General features: G+C 63.6%; 17 protein-coding genes. 12 read left to right on the forward strand and 5 right to left on the reverse strand.

Annotation, left to right across the window (positions count from 1 at the left end; translation table 11 throughout):
- Positions 1-695: glycosyltransferase (locus tag E4662_RS22880; RefSeq protein WP_168798063.1), on the reverse strand; the 695-nt coding region annotated here is incomplete at its 3' end.
- Positions 696-922: 227 nt separating this feature from the next.
- Entirely contained in the window at positions 923-1,600 is a 678-nt protein-coding gene (locus tag E4662_RS22885) for a hypothetical protein (protein ID WP_168798064.1), read from the reverse strand.
- Between the two features lie 251 nt (positions 1,601-1,851).
- Between E4662_RS22885 and E4662_RS22890 the strand changes: the two genes are divergently transcribed.
- A complete protein-coding gene (locus tag E4662_RS22890; RefSeq protein WP_136443966.1) occupies positions 1,852-2,292 on the forward strand; it encodes a type II toxin-antitoxin system Phd/YefM family antitoxin in 441 nt (146 codons plus the stop codon).
- The gene (locus tag E4662_RS22895; protein ID WP_136443967.1) at positions 2,292-2,645 is read left to right on the forward strand and encodes a hypothetical protein; all 354 of its coding nucleotides are present in this window, start codon (positions 2,292-2,294) and stop codon (positions 2,643-2,645) included. The genes E4662_RS22890 and E4662_RS22895 overlap by 1 nt, the downstream gene beginning before the upstream one ends.
- Here the strand turns inward: E4662_RS22895 and E4662_RS22900 are convergent.
- The gene (locus E4662_RS22900) at positions 2,614-3,411 is read right to left on the reverse strand and encodes a hypothetical protein (protein WP_136443968.1); all 798 of its coding nucleotides are present in this window, start codon (positions 3,409-3,411) and stop codon (positions 2,614-2,616) included. The genes E4662_RS22895 and E4662_RS22900 overlap by 32 nt on opposite strands.
- A 315-nt stretch (positions 3,412-3,726) precedes the next feature.
- Here E4662_RS22900 and E4662_RS24390 point away from each other — a divergent pair, with 315 nt between their 5' ends.
- The 3 genes from E4662_RS24390 to E4662_RS24450 all read left to right on the forward strand — a co-directional run bounded on the left by E4662_RS24390 (position 3,727) and on the right by E4662_RS24450 (position 5,486).
- On the forward strand, positions 3,727-4,386 hold the full coding sequence (locus E4662_RS24390; protein WP_240705302.1) for a VPLPA-CTERM sorting domain-containing protein: 660 nt from the start codon (positions 3,727-3,729) through the stop codon (positions 4,384-4,386).
- Between the two features lie 67 nt (positions 4,387-4,453).
- On the forward strand, positions 4,454-5,059 hold the full coding sequence (locus tag E4662_RS22910) for a hypothetical protein (protein WP_136443969.1): 606 nt from the start codon (positions 4,454-4,456) through the stop codon (positions 5,057-5,059).
- 295 nt (positions 5,060-5,354) lie between these two features.
- Complete coding sequence (locus E4662_RS24450; RefSeq protein WP_276606325.1) at positions 5,355-5,486, forward strand: hypothetical protein; 132 nt, start codon at positions 5,355-5,357, stop codon at positions 5,484-5,486.
- Between the two features lie 58 nt (positions 5,487-5,544).
- Here the strand turns inward: E4662_RS24450 and E4662_RS22915 are convergent, their stop codons facing one another.
- Positions 5,545-6,186 carry an anthranilate synthase component II gene (locus E4662_RS22915; protein WP_206080348.1) on the reverse strand — a complete coding sequence of 214 codons (642 nt, stop codon included), beginning with the start codon at positions 6,184-6,186 and terminating at the stop codon, positions 5,545-5,547.
- Positions 6,183-7,619 carry an anthranilate synthase component I family protein gene (locus E4662_RS22920; protein ID WP_136443970.1) on the reverse strand — a complete coding sequence of 479 codons (1,437 nt, stop codon included), beginning with the start codon at positions 7,617-7,619 and terminating at the stop codon, positions 6,183-6,185. The genes E4662_RS22915 and E4662_RS22920 overlap by 4 nt, the downstream gene beginning before the upstream one ends.
- A 663-nt stretch (positions 7,620-8,282) precedes the next feature.
- On the opposite strand from E4662_RS22920, the gene E4662_RS22925 reads away from it, so the two are divergent.
- The 7 genes from E4662_RS22925 (at position 8,283) to E4662_RS22955 (ending at position 16,137) form a co-directional block, all read left to right on the forward strand.
- Positions 8,283-9,275 (forward strand): glycosyltransferase family 2 protein, encoded by a 993-nt coding sequence (locus E4662_RS22925; RefSeq protein ID WP_240705303.1) that lies wholly within the window; start codon positions 8,283-8,285, stop codon positions 9,273-9,275.
- 189 nt (positions 9,276-9,464) lie between these two features.
- Complete coding sequence (locus tag E4662_RS22930; RefSeq protein ID WP_136443971.1) at positions 9,465-10,772, forward strand: right-handed parallel beta-helix repeat-containing protein; 1,308 nt, start codon at positions 9,465-9,467, stop codon at positions 10,770-10,772.
- A 6-nt stretch (positions 10,773-10,778) separates the two neighbouring features.
- Complete coding sequence (locus tag E4662_RS22935) at positions 10,779-12,272, forward strand: O-antigen ligase family protein (protein WP_136443972.1); 1,494 nt, start codon at positions 10,779-10,781, stop codon at positions 12,270-12,272.
- A 134-nt stretch (positions 12,273-12,406) separates the two neighbouring features.
- Positions 12,407-13,489, forward strand: coding sequence for a glycosyltransferase family 2 protein (locus tag E4662_RS22940; protein WP_136443973.1), 1,083 nt, complete (start codon positions 12,407-12,409; stop codon positions 13,487-13,489).
- A 3-nt stretch (positions 13,490-13,492) separates the two neighbouring features.
- Positions 13,493-14,452, forward strand: a complete 960-nt coding sequence (locus E4662_RS22945; RefSeq protein WP_136443974.1) for an O-fucosyltransferase family protein — start codon at positions 13,493-13,495, stop codon at positions 14,450-14,452.
- Positions 14,449-15,324 (forward strand): glycosyltransferase family 2 protein, encoded by an 876-nt coding sequence (locus tag E4662_RS22950; RefSeq protein WP_136443975.1) that lies wholly within the window; start codon positions 14,449-14,451, stop codon positions 15,322-15,324. Before E4662_RS22945 ends, E4662_RS22950 begins: the two co-directional genes overlap by 4 nt.
- A 201-nt stretch (positions 15,325-15,525) precedes the next feature.
- The gene (locus tag E4662_RS22955) at positions 15,526-16,137 is read left to right on the forward strand and encodes a VPLPA-CTERM sorting domain-containing protein (protein WP_168798065.1); all 612 of its coding nucleotides are present in this window, start codon (positions 15,526-15,528) and stop codon (positions 16,135-16,137) included.
- Positions 16,138-16,990 lie beyond the last annotated feature (853 nt).

A 16,990-nucleotide genomic window follows, 5' to 3' on the forward strand; every position in this document is an offset into this window, starting at 1 on the left:
GGCGAGGGGCCGGTCAGCGGCTGCACGCGCTCAAGGTCCGCCCAGTTGCGGAATTCCACAACGCGTTCCTTGCGCACGCCTTTGGCGCGCAGCTTGGCGAGCATCGGCTGGGAGATCGAGCTGACCCGGTCAAACCGCGCCATGACCCAGCGCTCGAAATTCAGCGCAAAGCGCCCGCCGCGGCTGTGTTTCTGCAAAAGGCCGGTGGCAAAGGCCGCCTCGACCTCGAAATCCTGCACATGCAGCCATGTTTTTGACCCGCTGAGCTTGGCCACGGCCAGCAGAAGCGGCGCGGGCAAAAGCGATGGCGCGATCAGCACCATGACATCGGGGCGGCGCGTGAGCGCCTTCCACAGCAGCACCGGCAGGGCGGTCAGGGCAAAGCTGATGTAATGCAGCATCCGGCGCGCGCCCTTGGGCACGGCGGGCACGTAGATCGGGCAATGCACGATTCGTGTGCCGTTCTCGCTGGTGCGGGTTTTCCACCACGGCCGCTTCCAGCCGTCGAAGGTGCGCCATGCGGGGTAATAGGGGCGGGCGGTGACCACATGGGTCTCGACGCCTTCCTGCGCCATGTATTCGGCAAATCCCGTTGTGTAGAGACCGGTTGCGATGAATTCAGGGGCATAGTTGATCCCGAGAACCAGAAGCCGCATGGCTTTTGCGTCCTCCGGCGGGGTCCCCCTGGTTGTCATCTGTCCGTGTCTCCTGAACCCGGGCCTTCTGGCAGCGAAATGGTGCCGTCGCCCATGGCTATGCAATCTCTACCATGAACGGTTGCTTTATGCCTGTTTGGCAAGCGTTGGACCCGGATGTACAGGGGTTTCTGCCGAAAATCTGCTTGTTTTTTATGCTTGAGCGGTTGGTCGCAGGCAGGGCGGGTCTCCGCCCCGGCGCGGGGCCGGGGCGGAGGCGGGGTGGCTTAGCGTCCCGAACGGGTTGGCAAAAGGGCCCGGGCGCGGCGGCGCTGGTCGCGGCCGCTGCGGCTGGCGAGCAGCATCAGGGCGAGCAGGGCGTCACTGCCGTCGGCGGTCTGTCTGCGCGCACCGGACAGGGCCGGGTGTGGGCGCTTGCCCGCTGCGGCGGCTTGCAGGGCGGCCAGCGCCAGCACTCGGCGGGTGCTGCTGCCAAGGGGGCCGGAGAAGACATACCCATTGTCCCCGGTCCGGGCGCGGGCGTTCAGGATCGCGTCATCAAGGCTCCGGTCACCGGATCGGTGCCGATCGGACAGGCCAACGGGCCCTGACCCGCGTCTGTCCGTTCTGAGCATATTGGGAAGCACAAAACGATCACGGACCACGACGGGCAGCTGGCCCGGATCGTGGTCCGTGGTTTCGAAGTCGATAACGATGATGCAGTTTTCGCCTCGGGAGTAGTGAACCAGCAAGTCCGAGACCTGCGCCACTTCGATGACAAGGCAGTCCGAGGGAGCGTTGCGCGGGGTGCCAACCACGTGGCACTGCAACTGTCGCAGCTGCCCGAGGATGCGCTGGCGCCGATCCGGGCGGCGCATGGCCCGGAGCGTTTGGGCCGGTTTTTTAAAACAGGGAACACCACCAAGAACTTCGTATCCGGCAGGCAGCAGCCCTCTGACTGTCATCTTCGTTCTTCTGTTCATCACTGTCTCCAGTCCATCCGGCCCTTCCTCAGGGGGAGGGTTGTCCGGAAATGATTTTGTACAAATCTCAGAGAAATTTGGTGTCCCTTTCAACAACTTCAAGGGTTCTGGCGTATTTATGTACAATATTGAGGGGTGATTTTCAAGGGAAACCCTGAAAAATTGTACAATACCCTTGACTGACGCGGGGGGTTTTGTACATAACTGGGGTGTAATCCGATTTGGAGAAAAAAATGGATACTGTAGCAGAAAAGGATGCCGTGACCGGCCGTTACCCAACGGTTTCGGTCTCCGACGCACGGGCAACCATTGCGACCCTGGTCGACAGGGTGAACGAAATGGGAGAGCGGGTGATCATCACCAGGCACGGTGATGCGCGCGCCGCCGTTATTCCGATTCCTGACCTGCTGACCCTGGAAGGGGCCGATGCGCAGGCGCAGGCCGCGATGGACTGGCCGGGCGAGGGGATTGGCGTGCCCGAAAGCGCCGAGCCGCTCGGGCAGGCCATACAGCCGCCGCCCGAAGACACGATGCTGGAAGCCGAGATCGAGCAATTGGTGCGGGAAACCACCTATGCGCTTTTGCATAATCCCGGCCTGCAGGATGTTCTGGCGACCTTTGCCGATCGCACGCGCGCCGAAGGCACGGACAGCGGCGGGGCCGCAGCCGCCTGATGCGCACGCCCATTGCAGACTTCGAGGTTCATCTGCAAGCGGGCGTACGCGCCCAGGTGCTGTACCCGTTGTCCTGTGCCGCCAAGGCGCGGGGCTTTGGAGAAAGCGCCGAGGCGCTTCTGGACCTCATCGCTCTGCGCATGAAGGCGGTGCACAACGTGGGCGGCAAGGGGCCGGGCCATGTCCGGGAAAGCTGGGACAGCGTGCCCGAGGCAAAGCGCGCGGCCTACCGGGCCGCCTATGACGCGCTCATCATCGAGCGCTATTTCGGCGTGCACATCCGCTTCGGGGTGCAGAGCAACCCGTCACGGCTGATGATCATCACGGCCCATTACCCGCCTGCCGCGGCCTGACCCAAAGGGCTTTTTCGGCCTTGGCCAGATGCACGGTGCAGGGCACGCCGGTCAGCCGTCCGGGTGGCGTGTCGAACGCGCGCAAAAGCAGGCGCAAGAGCCCGGTCTGCGCCTGTGCCCTCAGGTGAACCGGGGTCTGGGCCTGTGGCTCCAGCGCAATCGTTTCGCCCGCGGCCAGCGGGACGACCGCCTCACTCACGCGATGCAGCGTGGCGCTCATGTCAAAGAGCCAGAACAGCCGCAGGCGGCCATGGTTGATGTGGGTGGCGGTGTCCGCGCCATTGTCGGCCAGCACGCGCAGATCGACCACCGGGGTTTTCTGGATCGGGTCATGGCCAAAGAACGACAGCTCCGGCATCCAGTCGAGGCTGACGCCAGTCTCGTCCCCGGCCTCAAGCCCCATGCGCCGCGCTTCGAGCCCCCCCAGCACCACGACCAGCAGCGCCACCAGTGCCAGCACCCAGAGGTTCAGCCCCGCCGGGGTGACCCAGTCGACGATGTAATTCACCCAGTCCCGCAACTGCGGGTCCGGGATCATGGTCTCGCTCACCGGCCGCGCGCTGCCGAGGGCGATCCAGCCACAGGCGACGGCGGCCAGGGTGACCAGCGCCCGCTGCAGCCGGTATTTCGGATCAAACAGCCCGAACAGCGCGATCCCCCCGGCGCCCACCGTGCAAAGCACCACCAGCCAGACAGCGGGCGGCCAGAGAAGGAAGGGAAGCGCACAGAGAAGGGCCAAAAGAGCAAGACGCGAGAGGAAAAACATGAGATCCGGGAATGCCTGTTAAGAAACACAACCGGGACGGTAGGAGATTTTCCCTCGCCTGAGAACCCCGTGGTGCGTCTTGGTCACGTAAACAACATAACATCGGTTATCCGGGTTTTGCGGTGGCCGCAAAGCGCGGGGTCACCCGTGCGAAATCCAACCGCGTGATAACGCCCATTCCTCCTTGCCGCGCAGCGCAGATCAGCGGGCCCTAAGGTATTCCTGACTGTCCGTGGCCGACTGGCGCAGTAAGCTGCGCCCTTCGGGCGCGTCGCCCGGACAGGGTCTTTTCATCCTTTATGGGGGGTATTTCCGTTGAAATCTTTTCTTACCGCAGTGGCGCTTGTTTTCGGCGTCGCAACGGCGGCACAGGCGACCACGGTCACCGTGGAATTCGCTGGTCTGACCACATCAAACCCGGGGCTGCCCGGGTCCGGCGGCTATTCGGGCACCGTGACCTATGAGACCGAAGGCGCCACTTGGGTCTCGGGCGGGCTGTTCAACTCCGTCATCACCGAGGTCGACATCGACATCAATGGCGTCAACATCGAGTCCGCGGGTGCGCCCACGCTCAACACCTTCAACCAGGTGCAGCTGGGGGATGAGCGCGATGCGTTCTTTGGCACCTACGAGGGCAGCTTCCTGCCGACCGGTATCCCGCTCATTTCCATCAAGTCCGTCTATCTCGAACTGCGCATGCAGGAGGATGTCGAGATTTTCTCGACCGTCTCGGAGCTGTTTGACGAGCTTGCCGACGGCGAGACCCTTGGCCTCGGGTCCGTGGGCTTCTTCAGCCTTGTGGTCGAATACAATGACGCGCCCTTCTCCGACAGCTCCATCCTGCGCCTCGGGTCCGTGGGCAGCCTTGAGATCACGGTCTCCGGCCCGGCCGCCGTACCACTGCCGGCAGGCCTGCCCCTGCTTCTGACGGCTCTGGGCGGGATCGCCTTGCTGCGCCGCCGGTCTCGGGGCTGATCTGCGGCTCTTGCTCTCCGTCGGTATGGGGTGTTTCATCGCGCACAGTCACGAGGGAGACCCGATCTTGTACCGGACACTTGGTTTTGCGACGGGCCTTGCAGCACTTTCCTTTTTGCCTGTGCAGGCAACCGCCGAGGTGTCTCTGAGCGCCATCTTTACCGCCTGTGAAGCCAGCGTTGTTCAAAACACACCCGCCCCGCTTTTGGCCTTGGGCGCAGTCCTTGACCAAAACGACCGCCAACAGCGCATCCGTCTGGACACTGAGGCGGGAACCTTGCTCGCCACGGTTTTCCCGCCGCCCTCTGGCGCTGTACGGGGCTGCATCCTATGGGGCAGCCATCCCGATTTGAAAGCCGAGTTTGCACGGGACTGGCAGGATTGGGTCACTTGGGATGAGGCCGAACTGGCGGCCAGAACATGGCACCAAGAGCAACTGGCCGCGCCGGGACGGGTTGATTTGACCGACAACGCGCGACCGGGTTTCGTGGTGGCGCGCTGTGACGTGTTGGAAACCGGCATCGTTCTGGCAAACCAACCGATGGTGACGGGCGGGATCCGGCAGGTTCTGCCCGCTCTGGACCCGCCGCCAAGCCCGCAGACATTTTTCCAGTTCAGCGTGATGAGAGCCCTACCCGGACGATGCCAAGCGGCTGTGACTGCGGGACACTAGGCAGGGCTGACAGTCGCCTCGAAAATCACTGAGGAGGCCCCGGATCAGGTCCGGGGCTGCGCCATCCCTACCCCGCCTTCCGCTCCGCCACGATCCGGCATGTTTGCCTGACCCGCACCATTGCGGCCCGAGGGTTCTTGAATTGTGGCAGATCGTGCCCACGTTTTAGAGAACGGCATGCAGCGTCCGCTGTCTTCCGCCTGATACGTCCCGATGGGTTCGGCTTCTTGTGCATTTCCTCCCTGGCACGGAAGCTTCATCGGGAAGCGTCTCTGTCAGGCACTGGAGACACGCCATGAAAACGCCGATGCTGACCGTGAATGTGAAGATTGCAGCCTGGGTGGTAATCCCCGATGCCCTCTTCGAACTCCTGATCGATGAGCGGGTTTTTGACCTGCTCGGCATGATCTCGGAGTGGCTTGCCTGAAACGGCGCGGGACGGCTTTACGCCGTCCCGTTTTCTTTTGCGAACAGGATTTTCGCCCCTACCCCGCTTTCCGCTCCGCCACGATCCGGCAGAAGTTGTCGATCATCGTATGGCCGAAGTTCGTCCCGAAGGATTCGGGGTGGAACTGCACGCCGAAGATCGGCAGCTCGCGGTGGCGGAAGGCCATGAGCTCTTTGCCATTGGCCGCGAACTCTTCGCTGGCTTCCGCATAGGCCGTCGCCTCCAGCACGTCCGGAATGCCGCCTTCCGGGTCCGCGATGATCGAGTGATAGCGCATCACCATCGACCCGTTCGGCACGTTCTGCAGGATCGGATCGTCGCCGCAGATGTCCAGCGCGCTGACCTTGCCATGCACCGGCAAAGCCGCCTGTTTCAGCGTGCCGCCGAAGAGGTGGAAAATCCCCTGAAACCCGAGACAGACGCCCAGGATCGGCAGACCCTTGGGGCCATAACCCGTGATCACCTCGGCGTTGCGGCCAAAATACGCCTCATCCTCGGCACTGCCCGGACCGGGGCCGATCAGCACGCCGTCGATCTCTCCGGCCTCAAGCAAGGGCAGGAAATCGTCGTCATTGCGCACGAGGGTCAGGTCCACATCGGGCCGTTCCTCCAGCATGTGCAGGAGGTTGAAGGTGAAGCTGTCGTAGTTGTCGACGAGCAGAATCCGCAGCTTGCTCATTGGGCCTCTCCCGCAAATTTGGCCAGCGTCTTCCTCATCCCGTCCAGTTTGCGCTGCACCTCCTGGTATTCATGCGCCGGGCGGCTGTCATAGACCACCCCGGCAGAGGTCTGGGCAAAGCATTGATCGCCGTCGCAGAACAGGCTGCGGATCGGCAGGCAGAAATCGCAATCGCCGTTGAAGCCAAAGCGCCCCACCGCCCCGCCATAGGGGCCGCGCGGCTGGGCTTCATTGGCGTCGATGATCTTGACCGTTTCGATCTTCGGCGCGCCGGTGACCACGCCGCCGGGCAGGATGCAGCGCAGCACGTCAAAGCCCGATTTGTCCCGCGCCTGCACACCCACAACGTTGGACACGATGTGCTGCACATGGCTGAACTTGATCACATACATCAGGTCTTCGACCACAACCGTTCCCGGCTGGCAGACCATGGAGATGTCGTTGCGGTGCAGATCGACAAGCATGTTGTGCTCGGCAATTTCTTTGGGATCGGACAGCAGTTGCCGGGCCAGCGCCACGTCCTCGGCCTCATCCGCCCCGCGCCGGATGGTGCCGGCGGTGGGCGTGGTCAGGATGCGGCCGCTCTTGGAGCTGATCAGGATTTCGGGGCTGGCGCCAAACAGCTCCTGCTCCCCGAATTGCAGGTAATACATGTAGGGGCTGGGGTTCACTTCGCGCAGGTGCTTGTAGGCGGTGAACTTGTCGCCTTTGACCTCGAAGTAGGACTTCATGCCCACTTCGGCCTGAAACGAATAGCCCTCGCAGATCTTCTGCTGGGTGTCGGCCACCTTCTTCGAAAAGCTCTCTTCGGTCTCGGAGGCCCCGAGATAGCGCGTCTCAACCGGCCCGCCAGAGTTCTCCAGCGGCAGCTTGCTCAGAAGCGCTTTGACCTCCTCAGAGCGGTCCTCGTCATAGGTGTAATAGCTTAGGGACTGCGTCACCGTGTCGAGGATCAGGCCATCGAGATAGAGCCCAAGGCGGAACGGCTCAAACACCGGATGCTCTTCGAGCTTCATGCTCGGCTCGAAGTAATTCATCGCCTCATGGCAAAAGAGCCCGATCAGCCCCCCCTGATGCGACCGCGCGCCCCGGTTCATGTCGAGATTGTCCGACAGGTACTCGTAAGGGTTTACACCTTCAATCTTGAGACTATCGGTTTCGGTGCCAAAACACCGCCCCATGATCTCGGGCCTGCCGGTGACGGTCAGCGTATCGCCCCGGGCGCTGAGCAGGAGCGCAGGGGAGAAGCCGAGGACGTGAAACCGGTCCTGATGGCGCGGATGCGAGATGCTCTCGAGCAGATAGCAGGTCTCATGCTCCTGTTTGACCAGCCAGAACAGATCGAGCAGGGAAATATCATGCCCGAGGGGCACATCCTTGGGGGTAAAGGGGACCCAATCGAGGGTCATCTTCGCCGTGCTCATGTCTGTCATCGCTCTCGTCTCTCATTGGAGGGTCGCGGTGTTATTTGAGTTGGGCTGGGGGATGTCAAGGATGGGGGGTGTTGGGGGCTTGCTGACGGTTGACCAGACAAGGGCTTTTGCGGTTTTTACCGCACTGCCGCGAGCCATCCTGCAATCTCCGCTTTGAGCCCAGAGTGCCGAGTTTGGGTTCGGGAGGATCCGGCTCAAAGAGCCTTGAGCGGCCGTTCATCTCACCCAAGGCGCGGAATCAAGCCCGAAGGGCGCCGCGTCATCGACGGGCCGTCCCCACGGCACGGCGATTGGGTTGTCGTATCGAGCCACACCAGCCTAGCGCGCCAGTATCTGAGATAAATCGAGGGGATCAGAAGGAGGATCGCCGCACCACGGCCCGTCGATGACGCGGCTTGCTCTTTGGTCGAGAGGTCCCGGATCAAGCCCGGGACGGGGGGCGCAATGACCGCGCAAGGCCAATTTCGACATCAGGACTTCTCACGATCAGCGACCGCTTTGTCCGCAAAGCCGACCCGCGCACAAAAGGCCAAGCCGTTAAAAAGAAACGTGCTGACGTGGTGCACAAATCTGGCGCAGCCGGAGAGGCCTTCTTGCCTCCCCCCTTGACCTCCCACCCCCAAGCTGCGTTCTAAAGGAAACCTCTTTTCAGACCGTGATCCCTTGTCCCAGACGTCCATTCCCCCCGCCCTGACTGGCCAGCCCGGCGCGCCCGCCGAGCTGACCGTCATCATTGTCAGCTACAACACCCGTGATCTGACGCTGAAATGTCTTGAGACCCTCTTCGAGAACACGCATGAGGCGCGGGCGCATGTGGTGGTGCTGGACAATGCCTCCAGCGATGGCTCGGCGGAGGCCGTGGCCGAACATTTCCCGCAGGTGGAGCTGATCGCTTCCTCCGAGAACCACGGTTTTGCCAAGGCCAACAACCTTGTGGCCGCTGAGGCGAAGACCGACTGGCTGCTGCTGCTGAACCCCGACACCGAGGTGCATCCCCGCGCTATCGACAACCTTCTGGCCTTTGCCAAGAGCCGCCCGCTGGCCGGGATCACCGGGGGGCGGACGGTGTTCCCCGATGGCTCGCTCAACGCCGCTTCCTGCTGGATGCGCATCACGCCGTGGTCGGTGTTTTGCATCACCACCGGGCTGACGGCGGCGTTTCGGGGCTCGGTCCTGTTCAACCCCGAAGGCATGGGCGACTGGCCGCGCAACACGGTGCGCGAGGTGGACATCGTCGTGGGTTGCTTCCTGATGATCCCGCGCAGCCTGTGGGACGAGCTGGGCGGCTTTGATCTGAAATACTTCATGTATGGCGAAGAGGCGGACCTGTGCCTGCGCGCCGGGGCCAAAGGCTATCGTCCCGCGATCACGCCGGATGCGCAGATCATGCATCTGGTCGGGGCTTCGTCGGGCAAGGTGGCGCGCAAGACGGTGATGGTGGCGCGGGCGCGGGTGACGCTCCTGCGCCAGCACTGGCCGCGCTGGCAGGTGCCGCTGGGGCTTGGGATGATGTGGCTCTGGGGCGCTGTGCGGCGCGGGGCCAGCGCAGTCCTGGCGCTGAGCGGCTCCGAACGCCGCCGCGCCAACGCGGGTAAATGGCGCGAGATCTGGGCGGCGCGCAAGGACTGGCTGACCGGGTACCGGGACGAGGCCTGAGGCTCAAGGCTCGCCTGGCGGCGGGTGGGCAGGCAGGCGCTGCCCGGCGGTGCCGCCGGGCGGGACAGTTGAACGCAGCCTGACCTCTCTTAACGCAAATGTCATCCCGCCCCGGCCCGCTCTGGCGGCGCGGCGGGGAATCCCGTAAGCTCCGGCGCGATATCCTTTCGAACCGGTCCTTTGCCCGTAATGTCCTTTTCCCTGTCCTCCTTCCCTGCCCCGGCCCTGTCCCGGCGCCGCCTGCTGGCGCTTGGCGCGGGTCTTGCGACCCTGCCTTTCGGCGGGCTGCACGCGCAGAGCGCGCCGCGCCAGGTGGTGGATGTGGCGGATGAAGCGGCGCTCAGGGCCGCGCTTGGGCAGGCCGGCCCGGGCACGCTGATCCGCCTTGCGCCGGGCTCCTATCCGCGGCTGCCGATCAGGGCGCTGCGCGGCGAACCGGGCGCGCCCATTGTCCTGACCTCGGCAGACCCCGCCAACCCGGCCCGGATCGGGCGGCTGCGGGTGCGGGATTGCGCCCATGTCAGCTTTGAGAAACTGGTCTTCGACTACAGCTTTGAGCCCGAGCACAAATACACCTTCAAAGCCTTTTCACTGGTGAACACCGAAGGCGCGGTGATCGCCGATTGCCGCTTCGAAGGCGATCAGGCGCAGGGCACGGGCAAGCCGCAGGACGGCTTTGGCTGGGCTTTCTGCCTCGGGCTGACCCGCTGCCGCGAAACGGTGGTCTTTCGCAACCTGTTCCACGGGTTTACCACCGGGCTGAGCTGTAACGACTGCCGACACCTGCAGATCCTCGCCAACCGGATGCATTCGATGCGCGTGGACGGGATGAACTTCGCCCAGGTGCAGGACCTGCGGGTCGAGGCCAATCACATCACCGAGTTCCTGCGCAGCCCCGAGGACCGGGGCCACCCGGACATGATCCAGTTCTGGACAACCCGGACCAAGCGCCCGAGCGCGCGTATCGTGATCCGCAAGAACCTGCTGAACTCGGGCAACGGGCCTTACAGCCAGTCGATCTTCATCCGCAACGAGATGGTCGACACCGGCAAAGCCGGGCGCGAGATGTTCTACCGCGACATGCTCATCGAGGAGAACCTCATCATCAACGCGCACCTGCACGGCATCACCGTGGGGGAGACCGTCGGGCTGACGATCCGCAACAACACGCTGATCCGCAATCCGCGCTCTGATGGGCCCAAGAAGAACCCGCAGCTCTATACCCCGACAATCCGGGTCAAGGAGCGCTGCGAGAATGTCGAGGTGCTGCGCAACATTGCCCCCAAGGTGCCCAAACCCCGGCGCGCGGGCGGTTGGGACATCCGGGACAATGCGCTGATCCAGGACAAGCGGCGCGGGGTGTCGAACCACTATGATGCGCTTTTCGTCAATGCGCTGAACGGCGATCCGCATGACATCAGCAACTTTTACTACCGCGCAGGCGGCGTTCTGGACGGGGCCGGGCTGGGTGCCGGCTGGCTGCAACCGGAGGGCTGACGGGCGATGGCGGTGACCGATCCGAGCCTGACAGGCGCCCTGCCCAATGCCCGCCCCCGTCTCGGGGCGCGCGGGGAGACGGGGCTGTCCTGGGTGGTGATGACCTACCTGATCTGCATGGTCCTGCCGCTGTCTTTCCGGCTGGGGCCGCTGGCGATGAGCAACCTGCGCCTGCTGCTGCTGGTCATGACCGTGCCGCTGCTTGTGCGCATCTACATGGGGCATTTCGGCCGGATCCGCCTGCCGGACATCCTGTTCCCCGGCTTCATGTTCTGGACCATGCTCGCGCTGATGAAGAACAACCCCGCCATGGTGATCGAGAACACCGGGGCGACGGCGATGGAGTTTCTCGGCGGCTATGTGATCGGGCGCGCCTATGTGCGCACGCCGGAGCAATTCCTGCGCCTGTGCCATGTGCTGCTCTGGATGGTGCTGTTCCTCATGCCCTTTGCCTTTGCCGAGGCGTTTACCCGGCGGCTTTTCCTGGGTGAATTCCTCGCCTCGATCCCCGGTTTCGGCTCGGTGACCACCAACGTCAGCAACATGCGCTTCGGGCTGGACCGGGTGCAGACCGTCTTTGCCCACCCGATCCACTTCGGCCTGTTCTGCTCGATGGCGCTCTCCATGGTGTTCATCGCCCTCAAGGACCAGATCCCGACCGGGCGGCGCTATGTCATCGCGGCGGTGGTGCTGGTCACCGGCTGTCTGGCCCTGTCGAGCGGCGCGATTCTGGCCATGATGCTGTTCATCGGCCTTGTCAGCTGGAACACGATCCTCTCCCGTGTGCCCCAGCGCTGGTGGATCCTGCTCTGGCTCATGGTGGTGGCCTATGTGGTGGTGGACCTGCTGTCCAACCGCACCCCGATCCGCGTCTTCATGAGCTATGCCACCTTCTCTGCCGACACCGCCTACTGGCGCGGCCTGATCTTCGAGCACGGGCTGAAGAACGTCTGGGCCAACCCGCTGCTGGGTCTGGGCTTCAACGATTGGGTCCGGCCCAGCTTCATGCACAGCTCCAGCGTCGACAACTTCTGGCTGCTCATGGCCATGCGCTACGGCATCCCGGCCTTTCTGATGCTGATGATCGGGGTCTTTGTCCCGGTGTTCCGCATCATGTTCCGCCGCTACGGCGAGGACATGCGCCTCAGGAATATCCGGCTGGCCTGGATCTTCACCTTTGTCGGGCTGAGCTTCACGCTGGCCACGGTGCACATCTGGGGCAATGTCTTTTCGCTTGTCTTCTTCATGTTCGGGGCCGGGATCTGGCTGATCGAGGCGCAGCCCGCCTCTGCGGATGAAGAGGCCCGCGCCGATGAGACCGGGCCCGCGGCCCGCTCCGGCACCCGCTTTTCCCGCTTCGCCCCGGTCAAGGCCGAAGACAGGGCGGGACAGGAGACAGAAGGCAAGACGGGGGACAAGGCAGAAGGCAAAACGCGGCAGCCCCTGCCTCAAAGCCGGGCACCCCGGACGCCGGGGGCCGGTTCTGCGCGATTGCGCTGAATTCCGGGTTGAGCCTTACAAACCCGCAGGCTATCGGTTTTCTCAAGGCCCGCCGGCCTTGGCGCGGCTCTATTGACTGATGCATTCTGACCCTACGGAGACCCCGCCGGCCGCTCTGCGCCGGATTTCCCCACATGACCGCTCCCGCCTCCTCCGCCCCCCTGAGCTTTGACGTTGTCATTGCCACCCGCAATCGCCCTGACGCGCTGGCCCTGACCATTCCGCTGTTGCTGAGCCAGTCGCGGGTGCCGGAGAAGCTGATCGTCATCGACAGCTCGGACGATCACGCGCCGGTGGCGCAGGTGGTGGCCGAGACCACGGCGGGCCATGACGTCGAGGTGATCTGCGAGCATTCCGAAAAGGGCCTGACCCGCCAGCGCAACCGGGGCCTGACCCATGTCAGTGCCGAGATCGTCTTTCTGCCCGACGATGACACGCTGTTCTTTCCCGGCACCTCCGCCGCGATCCTCGAGGTCTACGAGCGCGACACGGAAAAGAAGGTGGCCGCGGTCAACCCGCGCATCTCGCTGGTGCCGCCGCCGGGATCGCTGGACGAGGCCGCCTATGCCATGTCCGACGCCCACACCGCCGAGGCCAAAACCGTCAAATGGCGCACGCGCATTGGCCGCATGCTGCCCGACATCAACCCGCGCATGGTCATCGGCAAGGCGCTGGTGGCGCGCGCGCCGGATCTGCCGTGGATGGCCGAGATCGACGCGGTGCACGTGGAATGGATGACCGGCTTTCGCATGACCTTCCGCACGCAGGCGATCAAGGCGGTGGGCTTCGAGCCGGTGTTTGGCGGCTATTCGCTGTTCGAGGACACCGATGCCTCCTGGGCGGTGACTGATCACGGCTGCGTTGTCGGCGCCCACAAGGGCAAGGTCTACCACCACCGCTTCCCCGGCGGGCGCGCGGACCGCTACGGGCTGGGGGCCATGGGGCTGGCGAACCTCGCTTACCTGATGGCCAAACATGTGACCGACCGGGGGCTTTCCGCCGCCGAGCGCGCCGAGGCGATCCGCAAGACCAAGAGCTACACCCGCCTGCGCATCCTCAACGCCTGGCTGCGCTCGCTCAAGGGCGACAAGGGCGCGGCGGAGGACCTGCGCGGCATGCGCGCCGCGCGCCCGGCCATCGACCGGCTGTTCGACGCCCCGCGCGAGGCGCTGGCGCAGACCTATCTCGACATCAAGAGCGAGCTGGGGATCGACTGAGCCATGGACAAGACCCTGATCATCAAGGCCAAGGGTGGGCTTGGCAACCGCATGCTCTCGGCGGTTTCGGGTCTGATCTTTGCCGATCTGACCGGGCGGCGGCCGATCATCGACTGGCGCGACGGCAGCTATGCGCCCACGGGCGAAAATGCCTATCCGCTGCTCTTCGACACGCCGCTGACCACGCCGATCGAGGAGTTCGACGATTTCGAGGGGCCGGTCTCCCCGGCGATCTGGCAGGGCAACCTGCGCAAGAGCCCGGTCAATCTGATCGACGAGATCGACCCGAAGCTGCACTCCGGCGCGCGCGTCTACCGCCGCTTCTGCACCGATCTCACCCGGCTTGATGCGCCGGAAGACCTGGCGGTGTTCTGGTGTTACCTGCCCAAGTTCGGACGGCTGACCCGCCACCTGCGCCGCGATGCGCGGTTTCGCGGCAAATCCGAGGATGCGCTGCTGCGCGACTACCTCGATCGCTATTTCACCCCAAACGCCCGCGTGCGCGAGGCTGTGGCGGGCTACAAAGAGCGCTTTGGCCGCCCGCTCATCGGCGTGCACGTGCGCTATACGGACCGCAAGATCGCGGTGGAGCCGCTGGAGGCGGCGCTGGATGCGGCGCTGAAGAAGGCGCCGGATGCGCGCATCTTCCTCGCCACCGACAATGTGGAGATCCAGAACCGCTTTTCCGCCCGCTACGGTGATGTGCAGTTCACCGACAAATACCTGCCCGAGGATGGCGCGCGGCTGCACCTGCCGCAGGCGGATATCGAAAAGCAGCGCGAGGCGGAGAACGCCCTGATCGACATTCACCTGCTGGCCGGCTGTGATCACCTGATCTGTTCGCGCCATTCGACCTTTGCCGAAACCGCGATCCTGATCGGGCAGATGCGGGGGCGGAGCGTGGATGTGGACCGGCTGAACGCCACCGTCGTCGCCAAACGCGTGATCCAGAGATACATATGAGCCAAAGCCCCCCCGACGCAGCGGTCATCATCCCGCATTACAACGATCAGACGCGGCTGGCGCGCTGCCTCGATGCGCTGGTGCCGCAGCTGGAGGATGCGCCGGGGACCGCAGAGATCGTCGTGGTCGACAACAACTCCGATCCGGCGCTGAAACCCGCGTACATGGCCCGCTGGCCGCAGGTGCGCTTTATCGTCGAGACCGGCAAGGGCGCGGCGCTGGCGCGCAATCGCGGCGTTGCCGAAACCACCGCCCCGGCGCTGTTCTTCATCGACAGCGATTGTCTGCCCGCTCAGGATTGGCTGGCCACCGCCTTTGCGGTACGGGACCGCGCGCCCTTGGTGGGCGGCTCTGTTCCGGTGTTTGACGAAACCCCGCCGCCGCGCTCCGGCGCAGAGGCTTTCGAGGCGGTTTTTGCCTTTGATTTCAAGACTTACATTGAACAGAAGGGCTTTTCCGGCTCCGGCAACCTGGTGACCCGGCGCGGGGTCTTTGACGCCATTGGCGGCTTTCGTCCCGGTCTGTCCGAAGATCTCGACTGGTGCCAGCGTGCCACCGCGGCGGGTTTTGCGCTGGTCTATGCCGAAGAGCTTTGCGCCAGCCACCCTTCCCGCTCCGACTGGCCCGCGCTGCGGCGCAAGTGGCGGCGGCTGACCGACGAGACATGGGGGCTGCGCGATCACGGCGCGGCCGGACGCCTGCGCTGGGGTCTCAGGGCGCTGGCCATGCCGCTGTCGGCGCTGGCCCACACCCCCAAGGTGCTGCGTTCAGCGCGCCTGGATTCGGGTCAGGAACGGCTGGCGGCGCTTGGCACGCTCTACCGGCTGCGCATCCGGCGCGGCCTGTGGATGATCGGACAAGCCCTGCGCTGACATCGCCAGACAAAAACACTCTATGGTTGCGCTGCGCGGAAAAAACCATCACGTTGGGATGAATTCCGCGCAAACACCCCAAAAACACACGGAAATTAGAAAAAATCGTGTGCATGTCCGGGGCGGGAGTGCTATCAAAAGGTTAAGAAATTCCTGTCGTGTTTCATGGCAGGGCTTGCCCGACGTGAAGGGATTGTAGAGATGACTGTTAATTTTGCTAAATTTTTTGGGGTTTTGGGTCTTTCTGCCCTGGCCGCTGGCAGTGCTCAGGCACTGACGACAATTGATTCGGTTGCTTCGAACGGCAGCGGTGTTGTCACCGCGACAAGCTACGGAACATTTGCAAACGTCGAGTTCGACTGGACGACGAACCCGTCTTCCGGGTACGCGAAGTTCACCATCGACACCACGTCGAACCTCTACATCGTCAGCCTCGTTGAATCGACAGCAGGCCAGTACACCGGCTTCATGCTTCTGGAAGATGGCGGCGCGCGCCAGACCACCCAGCACGCAGCCTGTAACAACGTCAATGTTCTTCTGCCGGTACGCGGCAACTGTAACCTTGCGACAAACACTGTGGGCGCTCCGCTGACCTCGCACAACCCGGACACGGTCAACCCTTACGTGACTCTGGCTGCAGGCACCTACTACCTCGGCTTCTATGACGGCAACGATCCGTCTGGCACGCTGAGCTTCCAAATCTCCGAAGGCGCGTTCCAGGAAATCGCTCCGGTTCCGCTGCCGGCCGGTGGTCTGCTGCTTGCAGGGGCTCTGGGTGGCATCGCTGCCCTGCGTCGTCGCAAGAAAGCCTGATCACCCGTCAGGTTCGTCATCTCATGAGAAAGGCGCCTCACGGGCGCCTTTTGCATGTCTGGCGTACGGTGGTCTAACCTCTTGTTCATGGCCTGCGGGCACAGTCCTCCCCGGTACCAACTGGAAAACCGGATTGAACCGCAACGGCTCTCACCAGGCCAATGCGGTAGCCCCATCTGGGGGATGTTCGATCTGATCAGACTGACAAGCCGGGATTAAACGCCCCGGCCTTGATGATCCGTCACTGGGCGGCCGCCTTTTTCAGGCTCTCACATCACTTATAGGCAAACCCCCGCCCGGCAGATGCGCCGCGGCGGGCCAAAGGTCTGGCTTCGAGCGTTTCGAAAACTGCCCAGACAGAGTATCGCCAATGCAAACGTTTCTCGAAACGCTATAGGGGGTAGTTTCCGGTAGGGGGCAGGATCGTATCACAAGGCTAACCTTGCCGCGTCGTCGCAAGTCCGCTCTGAGCCCAGAGTGCCGAGTTTGGGTTCGGGAGGATCCGGCTCAAAGAGCCTTGAGTGGACATTGAGCCTACCCCGTCCCGGACTTGATCCGGGACCTCAGGATTAGAGCACAAGCCGCGCCATCGACGGGCCGTGGTACGGCGATCCTCCTTCTGATCCCCTCGATTTATCCCTGTCACTGGCGCGCTAGGCAGGTGTAGTTCCGAGCAACACCCCAATCGCCGTGCCGTGGGGACGGCCCGTCGATGGCGCGGCGGCCTGCGGCCTTGATTCTGCGCTCGGGTGCAGATGAACGGCCGCTTCAGGCCAATTTCGACATCAGGACTTCTCACGATCAGCGACCGCTTCGTCCCGCACAGGAGCCGTTCACTGTCCCACTTGAAAGA

Source organism: Pacificoceanicola onchidii (assembly GCF_004804335.1).
Lineage (GTDB): Bacteria > Pseudomonadota > Alphaproteobacteria > Rhodobacterales > Rhodobacteraceae > Pacificoceanicola > Pacificoceanicola onchidii.